Origin of the sequence: Pseudomonas sp. D1-36, assembly GCF_051132205.1 — a bacterium.
Classification (GTDB): domain Bacteria; phylum Pseudomonadota; class Gammaproteobacteria; order Pseudomonadales; family Pseudomonadaceae; genus Aquipseudomonas.
Map to the genome: position 1 here is coordinate 1,912,993 of NZ_CP071674.1, position 12,262 is coordinate 1,925,254.

The following is a 12,262-nucleotide window of genomic DNA, read 5'->3' on the forward strand; positions in this document are numbered from 1 at the left end:
CTCTCAATTGATGTGTGTCCAATGATGGCAATTCAGTTTCAGTTAAGTTCATCCCGATAAAGTTTCCCGGTGAAGATTATAAGAAGGAGATAATCCGTGAACCGCCTGACTGCCTTTATTCTCGTGACGCTCATGGCCTTTGGCGCTGGCCTGGCTCAAGCACGAGATCTCCATCGCCATGAGATCAAAAAGCTGGTGGACGCTGGTACCATCCTGCCTTTTGACAAGCTCAACGAAGCGGCCCTGGCCGAACACCCTGACGGCACCGTGATTGATTCAGAGCTGGAAGATGAATACGGCAAGTACCGTTACAAGGTGGACCTGCGCGATGCGGATGGCATCGAATGGGAACTGGAACTCGACGCCGTCAGCGGCAAGGTGCTCAAGAATCATCAGGATACGTAATGAAGCTTAGTTTACGCGCCCGCAGCCGCTGGGCGCTGGCGCTGCTGGCGTTCTGTTCACTCGCCATGGCCCGGGACCTGGACCAGGACGAGGCCCTGCAACTGCGCCAACAGGGCGTGATCCTGCCGCTGGAGCAATTGCTCCAACAAGCGCTGGACCGCCATCCTGGCGCCAAGTTGCTGGAGGCCGAGCTGGAGGAAAAGCACGGCGTCTATATTTATGAGGTCGAGCTGCTGGATACCGACGGCGTAGTGCGCGAACTGGACCTGGAGGCCGCTACCGGCCGTTTACTCAAAGATAAGGAAGACTGATGCGCCTGCTCCTGGTGGAAGACCACGTTCCCCTGGCCGATGAGCTGATGGCCGGGCTTGCGCGGCAGGGTTATGCGGTGGATTGGCTGGCCGATGGTCGTGATGCGATCTACCAGGGCAGCAGCGAGCCCTACGACCTGATCATTCTGGACCTGGGCCTGCCGGGCGTTCCTGGGCTTGAGGTGCTGACGCAATGGCGAGCCGGTGGCCTGGCCACGCCGGTGTTGATCCTCACCGCCCGCGGCTCCTGGGCCGAGCGCATCGAAGGGCTCAAGGCCGGGGCCGATGATTACCTGACCAAGCCCTTTCACCCCGAAGAACTGCACTTGCGCATCCAGGCGCTGCTGCGTCGTTCCCACGGCCAGGCCAATCAACCGACGCTCCAGGCGGCCGGGTTGCACCTGGATGAAGGGCGCCAGTGCGTGATTCGTGACGGAGCGGAGATCCAGCTGACCGCCGCCGAGTTCCGCTTGTTGCGCTATTTCATGTTGCACCCCGAGCAAATCCTCTCCAAGAGTCATCTCGCCGAGCACCTGTATGACGGAGAAACCGAGCGCGATTCCAATGTGCTGGAAGTCCATGTCAACCACTTGCGGCGCAAGCTGGGGCGCAACGTGATCGAAACCCGTCGCGGCCAGGGATACCTGTTCGGCGGGCAGACGCAGTGAGATCCATCCAACGGCGCCTGAGCCTTGGGCTGATCGGTGTGATGGTCGTGGTCGGCCTCGTCCTGGCGCAGACCAGCCTGTGGCTGTTCGAACTGGGCTTGCAGCGTTATCTGGAAGCGGGGCTGCGTAACGACAGCGAGAACCTGTTGGTGGCTTTGGTCCGTGGCCCGCAAGGTTTGCAGTTGGACGAGCGGCGCTTGTCACCGGCGTATCTGCGGCCGTTTTCCGGGCACTATTTCCGCATCGATTTCGCCAACGAGCATTGGCGCTCCCGCTCCCTGTGGGACCAGGAACTGCCCCGGCTCGACCATCCGGGCCTGCACAGCAATCTGCAACTGGGCCCCGAAGGCCAGAGGCTGCTGGTACTGCGCACCGACTATCGGCGCTTGGGCCAGGCAATTTCCATCAGCGTGGCCCAGGACTACACGCCCGTGCGGGACAGCTTCCTGAGGATGCAGCAGGTCGGCTTGGGGCTCGGCCTGGCCGGGTTGCTGCTGATCCTGTTACTCCAGCGCCTCACGGTACATCGCGCGTTGCGTCCGTTGGAAAAGGCTCGGGAGCAGATTGCCCAGTTGCAGCGCGGGCAGCGCTCGCAGCTCGATGAGCAAGTGCCCAGGGAGCTGGAGCCACTGGTGGCGCAGATCAACCATCTGCTGGCCCACACCGAAGACAGCCTCAAGCGCTCACGCAACGCCCTGGGCAACCTGGGCCATGCCTTGAAGACCCCGCTGGCGGTGCTGCAAAGCCTGGCGTCGAACGAAAAGCTCGACCCTTATCCGGAACTGCGCAAGTTGCTGCTCGAACAACTGGAGCAGGTTCGCCAGCGCTTGAACCGCGAACTCAATCGCGCCCGGTTGTCCGGTGATGCGTTGCCCGGGGCGCACCTGGACTGCGACGCCGAACTGCCGGGATTGCTGGCGACGCTGAACATGATCCATGGCGAGCATCTGCATCTGGCCTACGTCGGGCCGCCCGGCTTGCACCTGCCTTGGGATCGTGAAGACCTGCTGGAACTGCTGGGCAACCTGCTGGACAACGCGTGCAAATGGGCCGACGCCGAAGTGCGCCTGAGCGTGAGCGAGACGGTCGAGGGCTTCAGCCTGGTGGTGGAAGACGATGGGCCGGGCATCCCCGCGGAGCGCCGCGACCAGGTATTCAGCCGAGGCACGCGGTTGGATGAGCAAACCGACGGCCACGGCCTGGGGCTGGGCATCGTGCGCGACATCGTCGACACCTGGGGCGGGACGCTGGCGCTGGGTGACAGCGAGTGGGGCGGCTTGAAGGTCGTGATCGACTTGCCCAAGCGCTGAAACACGCTAATGGTGCCGCTGAGCCCTGGGGGAGCGAGCTTGCTCGCGATAGCGTCAGTTCAGCCAAATGAATATCAACTGACCCACCGCCATCGCGAGCAAGCTCGCTCCCACACTGGATCGGCAGTGAATGCGAAACCCGCCGCATGACCCTTGCAGCTTGCCGCCGCTTCCTGCAAAGTCGCGACCTTTTTGTCCGGTGGCTTTCCATCGCTGTGCTTTGAGGTAACGATGATAAATGCAGTAATTGCGGCGGTTGGCGTCATGCTGGTGCTCAGCCTGTCCCGCGTGCATGTGGTGATCGCGCTGATCGTCGGCGCATTGGTGGGCGGCCTGACGGGCGGCCTGGGGATCGAGGCGACGCTCAAGGCGTTCAATGCAGGCCTGGGCGGCGGCGCTACGGTGGCGTTGTCCTACGCATTGCTGGGTGCTTTCGCCGTGGCGATCGCCAAGTCCGGCATGGCTCACGCCTTGGCCGACAAAGCCCTGGCCATGGTCGACCGCCAGGACGCCGCCGGCGGCACGGGCGTCAAGTGGGTGCTGATCGGCCTGCTGGGTACCGTCGCGGTCGCTTCACAGAATATCCTGCCGATCCACATCGCCTTCATCCCGCTGCTGGTGCCGCCACTTTTATATGTACTGACCAAGTTGCAGATGGACCGCCGGTTGATCGCCTGCGTCATGACCTTCGGCCTGATCACGCCCTATATGTTCCTGCCGGTGGGCTTCGGCAATATTTTCCTTAACGAGATCCTGTTGGCCAACGTCGCGAGAAGTGGCGTGGACGTCAGCGGCATCAACATCACCCACGCCATGGGCATCCCGGCGCTGGGCATGGTGTTTGGCCTGGCGCTGTCGTTTATCACCTATCGCAAGAAACGCGTCTATGACCTGAAGAAAATCGCTCGCGCCGAGCAGGTGGCGGTGCGCTATAACCCGCTCAGCCTGTGGGTGGCGGGGTTGGCGATCGCGGCGGCCTTTGCCATCCAGCTGCTGCTCGACTCGATGATCATCGGCGCCCTGGCCGGCTTCCTGATCTTTTCTGTCTCGGGTGTGGTGCGTTGGCGCGAGACCGATGACCTGTTCACCGAAGGCATGAAGATGATGGCGATGATCGGCTTCATAATGATCGCCGCGTCGGGGTTCGCCGAGGTGATGAAGGCCACCGGTGAAGTCCAGAGCCTGGTTGAAACCTCGGCGGCCTGGATCGGCCACAACAAGGGCGTCGGCGCATTGCTGATGTTGCTGGTGGGATTGTTGGTGACCATGGGCATCGGCTCGTCGTTCTCCACGGTGCCGATCCTGGCGACTATCTTTGTGCCGCTGTGCCTGCAACTGGGTTTCAGCCCGCTGGCGATCGTCTGCATCGTCGGCACCGCCGGCGCCTTGGGCGATGCCGGCTCGCCTGCCTCGGACTCGACGCTGGGCCCGACCTCCGGCCTGAACATCGACGGCCAGCATCACCACATCTGGGACACCGTGGTTCCGACCTTCATCCATTACAACCTGCCGTTGCTGGTGTTTGGTTGGGTGGCGGCGATGGTGTTGTAGGCCAAGACCGCGTTGCGTTCATCGCGAGCAGGCTCGCTCCCACATTGGATCGCATTTTCCTGTGGAAGCGAGCTTGCTCGCGATGGGGCCCTTGAATTCAGCGACCCTGCCAACTGACTGTTCACCTTGTCCTACAGTTTTGCCGTGGGCTGCCGTTAACCCAGCTAACCACACCATAAAACCTACAAGAGTGAACAGCATGCGCCTGAGCTTGAAGGCTAAAGTCCTGTCCCTGGCAATACTGCCGGTATTGCTGTCCGCCGTGATCATCAGCCTGACCACTGCGTTCATCTTGAAGGAACAGGCCAGCAAAGAAGTCCAGCAAACCCGCGAGCGCCTGCTCAGCGAGGCCAAGGCCACCCTACAGAATTATGTCGCGGTCGGGCTGACGGCCATCAAGCCGCTCTACGATGCCGCCGCGCCCGGCGATAACGAGGCGCGTGCCCAGGCGATCAAGTTGCTGTCCAATATCAGCTACGGCAAGGACGGCTATTTCTTCGGCTACGACTCCGAGACCATTCGTCTGTTCAAGGCCAACAGCCCTGATGGTGTGGGCAAGAGTTTCAAGGACAACCGCGATCCGAACGGTGTCTACGTCAACCGTGACCTGGTGAAAGTCGCCAAGGACGGCACGCATTACCTCGAATACAGCTCGCCGCTGCCGGGCAGCAAAGACCTGGTGCCGAAGCTCGGCTACACCGAATACTTGTCCAAGTGGGACCTGGCGGTGGGCAGCTCGGTGAATCTGGATGGCATCGAAGGTCAGGTGGCGTTGGTGGAAGCCAAGGTCCACGATCGGCTGCAAGGCGTGATCCTCAGCATCGTCGGGATTGCCGCCGTGGTGTTGCTGGTGATCGCGGTGGTGGGCCTGGTGCTCGCCAACACCATCCTGCGTCCGTTGCACCTGATGAAGGACAACCTCGACGACATCGCGGCGGGAGAAGGCGACCTGACCCGGCGCCTGGCGATTACCAGCCAGGATGAACTGGGCCAACTGGCCGGTTCGTTCAACCGTTTCGTCGACAAGATCCACGGCCTGGTGCGGCAGATCACCGACATGACCTCGCAGCTGACCGGGCTGGTGACGCAAGTCTCCGAGCAAGCCCAGCGTTCAGAGCAGGCCATGGAACGCCAGCGCCACGAAACCGACCAGGTCGCCACCGCGATCAACGAGATGTCCTCCGCCGCCCAGGAAGTCGCCCGCAGTGCCCAGGGCGCCGCCATCGCGGCCCAGCAGACCGACGAAGAAGGCCAGTCGGCCAAGCGCGTGGTGGCCGGCAGTATCCAGCAGATCCATGCGTTGGTGAACGATATCCGCAGCAGCGGCGTGTCCTTGGACAGTCTGCAACAGGACGTGGCCTCGATCGTCAGTGTCCTGGGAGTGATTCGTTCGATCGCCGAGCAGACAAACCTGCTGGCCCTTAACGCCGCCATCGAGGCCGCGCGGGCCGGCGAAGCGGGACGCGGTTTTGCGGTGGTCGCCGATGAAGTCCGTGCCCTGGCCAGCCGGACCCAGCAAAGCACCCAGGAAATTCAAGGGATGATCGACCGGTTGCAGTCCGGCACCCATGCGGCGGTGGAAGCGATGCGCCGTTCCAGTGAGGCCGGCGACGGCACGTCGGAACGGGCCAATGAGGCCGGCGCTTCACTGGACACCATGGCGCAGCTGATCGGCACCATCAACTCGATGAACGCCCAGATCGCCAGTGCCGCGGAAGAACAGACCGCGGTAGCCGAAGAAATCAACCGCAGCGTTCACCAGATCGCCGTGGCCGTGGACAGCGTTGCCGACGAAACCCAACTCGGCGCCCAGACCTCCCGCAGCCTGGCCGACCTGGGCCAGCGCCTGGGCAAGCTGGTGGGGCAGTTCCGGATCTGATCCGGGCAGCAGGAGCTGCCGAAGGCTGCGATCTTTCGCTTTCGATCCAGATGTGCCGCCTGGCTTGCCAGGCCCTATCGGAAGCGGAGGATCGCAGCCTTCGGCAGTTTCTGTCGGTCATCCTGTGGGAGCGAGCAAGCGCGCTCCCACAGTTGTTCTTCGCCGCCTGCATTGCCGGATCAGTGCCTGGGCTATGGCTCGCGCACCCTGTATCAACACGCCGAACGGCACATCCACCGCAATGTCGGGTCGAAAAGCGGCGGGGTAGGCCACGTCCGGCCAGGCGGTATTGATTTGTGTTCATGGCGCGCAGCAGACGCGACGGCACTCCGGCGAGTCCTGGCGGACTAATGTGTATCTGCCAAGGACATGGAAAGCAAATGAACCGCAAGAACCTCCAAAACAAATCGCAGATGTTGCTGCTGATCCTGGTCAGCATCGCCTTCGTCTGGATCCTGCTGCCGTTCTACGGAGCGGTGTTCTGGGCCGTCATCCTGGGCATCGTCTTCGCGCCGCTGCAGCGGCGGCTGCAATTGAAACTCAACTGGCCGCGCAACCTCACGACGCTGCTGACCCTGACCAGTTGCATGCTGATCGCTGTCTTGCCGGTCATCGTCATCAGCACCTTGCTGGTCCAGGAAGGCGCGGCACTCTACAAGAGCCTGGAAAGTGGCGAGCTGGACGTTGCCGATTACCTGGCCCGCTTCAAGGAAGCATTGCCCCCGTACTTCCAGCACCTGCTGGACCGTTTTGGCCTGGGCAACCTGAGCGGGTTGCGGGACAAGATCGTCAAGAGCGCGATGCAGGGCAGCGAATTCTTCGCCACCCAGGCGTTCAGTTTCGGCCAGGGGACGTTCCAATTCCTGGTGAGCTTTTTCGTGATGCTCTACCTGCTGTTCTTTTTCCTGCGCGACGGTCCGGAACTGGTGCGCAAGGTTCGCTTTGCCGTGCCATTGGCGGAGCACCAGAAGCGCCGCCTGCAGTTGAAATTCAACCGGGTGGTGCGGGCGACGGTGAAAGGCAACCTGTTGGTAGCGATTACCCAGGGCGCACTGGGCGGCTTGATCTTTTGGGTGCTTGGCATTCCGACAGTGCTGCCCTGGGCGGTGCTGATGGCGTTCCTGTCGCTGCTGCCAGCCGTGGGAGCGGGCATCGTCTGGGCGCCGGTGGCGGTGTATTTCCTGCTGTCGGGGGCGATCTGGCAGGGCGTCGTGCTGACCCTGTTCGGTGTATTCGTGATCGGCCTGGTGGATAACTTCCTGCGACCGATCCTGGTGGGCAAGGACACCAAGATGCCCGACTACATGGTCCTGGTCTCGACACTGGGCGGGCTGGCGGTGTTTGGCCTGAACGGCTTCGTCATCGGCCCGTTGATCGCGGCACTGTTCCTGTCGTGCTGGGCGTTGTTCGTCGAAAATACGCCTCGGGTGCAATTGCCTTAGGCGCGCAGCAGATAGGGACCGATGCGTTGCGACATGGCCTGGGCAGCGGGCAGTGAAGTCAGCGGACCGCTGATGGTCACGCCGTCCTGCACCAGATACCAGCAAGCCAGCAGGCCTCGTTCCCTGAGCGGGGCGGGGACGGCGCTGCCAATGACAGACATGATTTGAACCTTGGGCATGGGAAACCTCCATCAATCGATGGGGCTACCTTACGTCTCATGAAGGATGGGGAAAAATCAACGGCTTCAATAGTAGGAATCGATGCCGCTCAATCGACCACCAGGTCCAGCATGTGCACCACTTCCTGCTCGTTGAGCAGGCCCTTGCGGACCAGGCTCTCCGCGAGCAGCGAGAGGAACTTGGCGCTGCGGTGGCCTTCCAGGTGCTTGAGCTCGGTCAGTGCGTTGTACACCTTGCTCGAGGTGCACAGTCCCACGATGCGGTGAGGGTTTTGTGTTGGCATGGCTTCGTCCTTGTTGTTATGAAGCTGCAATGGCGGACCGGGACAGTTTGCGGCACGGCCATGACGCTCAGGTGACAGCTTGGGATTGGGAAAAACAAAGCAGGATTCAGACCATGATGCCGCATTGGCGCCAAATTATTGTTCTGGTAGCGACCTCAGACAGGCGCTCTACGGCTATCAGCGGGCTCTGACCGCCGAAAGGCGCCCATAAAAAAGCCCCTGAATCTTTCGATTCAAGGGCTTTGATTTTTGCTGTCTGGCTCCACGACCTGGACTCGAACCAGGGACCCAGTGATTAACAGTCACTTGCTCTACCAACTGAGCTATCGCGGAATGATGCGTATGTTACTGATTGGAAAAGAGAAGTCAAGCTTGGGTTGATGATTGGGCGGGATTTTCGTGGTTGAGGTGTTCAGGTAGCAAATGTTACTGCTCCACACATTACCGGCCGGACGCTGACCATTGTGGCGAGGGGATAAATGTCTGGCCACAGAGGACACCCAAAAAAAACGGGAAGCTCGATGGCTTCCCGCTTTTCATCCAGCGCCGGGGTGTCAGATCACCTGGACGATGGCCTTGGTTACCGCATCGATGTTGTTCTGGTTCAGCGCGGCCACGCAGATGCGGCCGGTGTCCAGGGCATAGATGCCGAACTCGTTGCGCAGGCGCGTCACTTGTTCAACGGTCAGGCCGGAGTAGGAGAACATCCCCCTCTGGCGTGCGACGAAGCTGAAGTCGTGGTGCGGCGCGGCCTTGGCCAGCATGTCCACCATCTGGTCGCGCATGCCGCGGATGCGCAGGCGCATCTCGGCCAGTTCTTCTTCCCACTGGGCCCGCAACTCAGGGCTGTTGAGCACGGCGGCGACGATGCTGGCGCCGTGGGTTGGCGGGTTGGAGTAGTTGGTGCGGATCACGCGCTTGACCTGGGACAGGACGCGGGCACTTTCTTCCTTCGACTCGCTGACGATCGACAAGGCGCCGACGCGCTCGCCATACAGCGAGAACGACTTGGAGAACGAACTGGAGGCGAAGAAGGTCAGGCCCGACTCGGCGAACAGGCGCACCGCCGCGGCGTCTTCATCAATACCCTTGCCAAAGCCCTGGTAGGCCATGTCCAGGAACGGCACGTGGTTCTTGGCCTTGACCACGGCCAGCACGTTTTTCCAGTCCTCGGGGCTCAGGTCCACGCCGGTCGGGTTGTGGCAGCAGGCGTGCAGCACAACGATCGAGCGGTCGGGCAGGGCGTTGAGGTCTTCCAGCAGGCCGCTGCGGTTCACGTCGTGGGTGGCGGCGTCGTAGTAGCGATAGTTCTGTACTGGGAAACCGGCGGTTTCGAACAGGGCGCGGTGGTTTTCCCAGCTTGGGTCGCTAATGGCCACGACCGCGTCTGGCAGCAGTTGCTTGAGGAAGTCGGCGCCGATCTTCAGTGCGCCAGTGCCGCCCACGGCCTGGGTGGTGATGACGCGGCCCGAAGCGATCAGCGGGGAGTCCTTGCCGAACAGCAGGGTCTGGACCGCCTGGTCATAGGCGGCGATGCCGTCGATCGGCAGGTAGCCACGGGACACGTGCTGAGCCACGCGAATTGTCTCGGCTTCAACCACGGCGCGCAGCAATGGAATGCGCCCTTCCTCGTTGCAGTAAACACCTACGCCCAGGTTGACCTTGTTGGTACGGGTGTCGGCGTTGAAAGCTTCGTTGAGGCCCAGGATGGGGTCGCGTGGTGCCAATTCGACAGCGGAAAACAGGCTCATTAGTGCGCGGCTCTGAATGGAGAGTGAGGGGACGTGTCGCGCTCCAGCCGGATGCACTAGAGCGGTGCACAAACGGGGAGCTAGTATAGAGGCCATCACCGGGCAGGGCGACAGGCTAATCGGTCTTTACCGTAAGTATTTTCGTTTTTTTTCGACCGTTAGTCCCTTCGCCGCGTCAAAGTCTGCAAGGCGTGTAGGACGCTCGTCTTGAAAGCGAAGGCATTCACCTCCACATTGTGTGAATTCCAGCTTTTTCATCGGCCGACGTCAGTCAATTCGGTCTTCCTCGTTCCCGTCGGCTGGCCGACAGGAGTGAACCCAGGGGTTATGTTATGTCTGAATTCCAGCTAGTCACCCGCTTCCAGCCCGCCGGCGATCAGCCGGAAGCCATCCGCCTGATGGTCGAAGGCATTGAGGCCGGGCTGGCGCACCAGACGTTGCTGGGTGTGACCGGCTCGGGCAAGACTTTCAGCATCGCCAACGTGATCGCCCAGGTGCAGCGCCCGACGCTGGTGCTGGCGCCGAACAAGACGCTGGCGGCGCAGTTGTACGGCGAGTTCAAGGCATTTTTTCCGAACAACGCGGTGGAATACTTCGTTTCCTACTACGACTACTACCAGCCCGAAGCGTATGTGCCGTCGTCGGACACCTTCATCGAAAAGGACGCCTCGATCAACGACCACATCGAGCAGATGCGGCTGTCGGCGACCAAGGCGTTGCTCGAGCGCAAGGACGCGATCATCGTCACCACGGTGTCGTGCATCTATGGCTTGGGCAGCCCGGAAACGTACTTGAAGATGGTGCTGCACGTGGATCGGGGCGATAAGCTCGACCAGCGCGCCTTGCTCCGGCGCCTGGCGGATTTGCAGTACACCCGCAACGACATGGATTTTGCCCGGGCGACGTTCCGCGTGCGGGGTGATGTGATCGACATCTACCCGGCAGAGTCGGACCTGGAAGCGATCCGCATCGAGCTGTTCGACGACGAAGTGGAAAGCATCTCGGCCTTCGATCCGCTGACCGGCGAAGTGATCCGCAAGATGCCGCGCTTCACCTTCTATCCCAAGAGCCACTACGTAACGCCACGGGAAACCTTGCTGGGCGCCATCGAGGGGATCAAGGCCGAGCTGCAAGAACGCCTGGAATACCTGCGTTCGAACAACAAGCTGGTGGAGGCCCAACGCCTGGAGCAGCGGACCCGCTTCGACCTGGAAATGATCCTGGAATTGGGTTACTGCAACGGCATCGAGAACTACTCGCGCTACCTCTCGGGCCGTCCGGCGGGCGCACCGCCACCCACTTTGTACGACTACCTGCCGCCTGACGCCCTGCTGGTGATCGACGAGTCCCACGTCAGCGTGCCGCAAGTTGGCGCCATGTACAAAGGCGACCGTTCGCGCAAGGAAACCCTGGTGGAATATGGTTTCCGCCTGCCCTCGGCCCTGGATAACCGGCCGATGCGTTTCGACGAATGGGAAAGCGTCAGCCCGCAGACGATTTTCGTCTCGGCCACTCCTGGCAATTACGAGGCCGAGCATGCCGGTCGCGTGGTCGAGCAAGTGGTGCGGCCGACGGGGCTGGTGGACCCGCAGGTCGAGGTGCGCCCGGCACTGACCCAGGTCGATGATTTGCTGTCGGAAATCACGAAACGCGTGGCCTTGGAAGAGCGGGTGCTGGTCACCACGCTCACCAAGCGCATGGCCGAAGACCTCACCGATTACCTGGCAGACCATGGCGTGCGGGTGCGTTACCTGCACTCGGACATCGACACGGTGGAGCGGGTCGAGATCATCCGCGACCTGCGCCTGGGCACTTTCGATGTGTTGGTGGGCATCAACCTGCTGCGCGAGGGTCTGGACATGCCGGAGGTGTCGCTGGTGGCGATCCTCGACGCTGACAAGGAAGGTTTCCTGCGCTCCGAGCGCTCGTTGATCCAGACCATCGGTCGCGCGGCGCGAAACCTCAACGGCCGTGCGATTTTGTACGCCGATCGCATCACCGGGTCCATGGAGCGGGCCATTGGCGAGACCGAGCGCCGCCGCGACAAGCAGATCGCCTTCAACCTGGCCAATGGCATTACGCCTAAAGGCGTGTTCAAGGACGTCGCCGATATCATGGAAGGCGCCACGGTGCCTGGCTCGCGCAGCAAGAAACGCAAGGGCATGGCCAAAGCCGCCGAGGAAAGCGCCCGCTACGAAGCCGAACTGCGCTCGCCGAGCGAAATCACCAAGCGTATCCGGCAATTGGAAGAGAAGATGTACCAACTGGCCCGTGACCTGGAGTTCGAGGCCGCGGCGCAGTTGCGCGATGAGATAGGCAAGTTGCGCGAGCGGTTGCTGACTGTCTGACTCTTGCAGTGGCTTCGAAGGCCTCATCGTCGGAACGCCGCCCGGAGCAGGCTCGCTCCCACAGTGGACCGCATCCAGTCCAGACAACTCGGTTTCCTGTGGGAGCGAGCCTGCTCGCGATGAGGGCGACTCGG

At 61.6% G+C, this 12,262-nt stretch carries 11 protein-coding genes and 1 tRNA gene; 8 read left to right on the forward strand and 4 right to left on the reverse strand.

Features of this window, described 5'->3' with window-relative positions; all coding sequences use genetic code 11:
* The first annotated feature begins 96 nt into the window (after positions 1-96).
* From J3P76_RS08570 to J3P76_RS08600, 7 genes are all read left to right on the forward strand, one after another.
* A complete protein-coding gene (locus J3P76_RS08570) occupies positions 97-405 on the forward strand; it encodes a PepSY domain-containing protein (RefSeq protein ID WP_434559833.1) in 309 nt (102 codons plus the stop codon).
* Positions 405-716 carry a PepSY domain-containing protein gene (locus tag J3P76_RS08575; RefSeq protein ID WP_420765669.1) on the forward strand — a complete coding sequence of 104 codons (312 nt, stop codon included), beginning with the start codon at positions 405-407 and terminating at the stop codon, positions 714-716. Before J3P76_RS08570 ends, J3P76_RS08575 begins: the two co-directional genes overlap by 1 nt.
* A complete protein-coding gene (locus tag J3P76_RS08580) occupies positions 716-1,384 on the forward strand; it encodes a response regulator transcription factor (protein WP_420765670.1) in 669 nt (222 codons plus the stop codon). The genes J3P76_RS08575 and J3P76_RS08580 overlap by 1 nt, the downstream gene beginning before the upstream one ends.
* Positions 1,381-2,694, forward strand: coding sequence for an ATP-binding protein (locus J3P76_RS08585; protein ID WP_420765671.1), 1,314 nt, complete (start codon positions 1,381-1,383; stop codon positions 2,692-2,694). The genes J3P76_RS08580 and J3P76_RS08585 overlap by 4 nt, the downstream gene beginning before the upstream one ends.
* 234 nt (positions 2,695-2,928) lie before the next feature.
* Positions 2,929-4,245 (forward strand): Na+/H+ antiporter family protein, encoded by a 1,317-nt coding sequence (locus tag J3P76_RS08590; RefSeq protein WP_434611638.1) that lies wholly within the window; start codon positions 2,929-2,931, stop codon positions 4,243-4,245.
* Positions 4,246-4,444: 199 nt separating this feature from the next.
* Positions 4,445-6,124 carry a methyl-accepting chemotaxis protein gene (locus tag J3P76_RS08595; protein ID WP_434701755.1) on the forward strand — a complete coding sequence of 560 codons (1,680 nt, stop codon included), beginning with the start codon at positions 4,445-4,447 and terminating at the stop codon, positions 6,122-6,124.
* Positions 6,125-6,504: 380 nt separating this feature from the next.
* Entirely contained in the window at positions 6,505-7,566 is a 1,062-nt protein-coding gene (locus J3P76_RS08600) for an AI-2E family transporter (protein WP_420765672.1), read from the forward strand.
* Here the strand turns inward: J3P76_RS08600 and J3P76_RS08605 are convergent.
* The 4 genes from J3P76_RS08605 to J3P76_RS08620 form a co-directional block, all read right to left on the reverse strand.
* Entirely contained in the window at positions 7,563-7,745 is a 183-nt protein-coding gene (locus J3P76_RS08605; RefSeq protein WP_434606899.1) for a hypothetical protein, read from the reverse strand. The genes J3P76_RS08600 and J3P76_RS08605 overlap by 4 nt on opposite strands.
* An 89-nt stretch (positions 7,746-7,834) precedes the next feature.
* Positions 7,835-8,029: a hypothetical protein gene (locus tag J3P76_RS08610; RefSeq protein WP_420765674.1), complete on the reverse strand. Its 195-nt coding sequence runs from the start codon at positions 8,027-8,029 to the stop codon at positions 7,835-7,837.
* 257 nt (positions 8,030-8,286) lie between these two features.
* A tRNA-Asn gene (locus tag J3P76_RS08615) sits at positions 8,287-8,362 on the reverse strand.
* Between the two features lie 221 nt (positions 8,363-8,583).
* Positions 8,584-9,780 carry an amino acid aminotransferase gene (locus J3P76_RS08620; RefSeq protein WP_434606897.1) on the reverse strand — a complete coding sequence of 399 codons (1,197 nt, stop codon included), beginning with the start codon at positions 9,778-9,780 and terminating at the stop codon, positions 8,584-8,586.
* Positions 9,781-10,112: 332 nt separating this feature from the next.
* Between J3P76_RS08620 and uvrB the strand changes: the two genes are divergently transcribed.
* Positions 10,113-12,128, forward strand: a complete 2,016-nt coding sequence (gene uvrB, locus J3P76_RS08625; RefSeq protein WP_434606894.1) for an excinuclease ABC subunit UvrB — start codon at positions 10,113-10,115, stop codon at positions 12,126-12,128.
* Positions 12,129-12,262 lie beyond the last annotated feature (134 nt).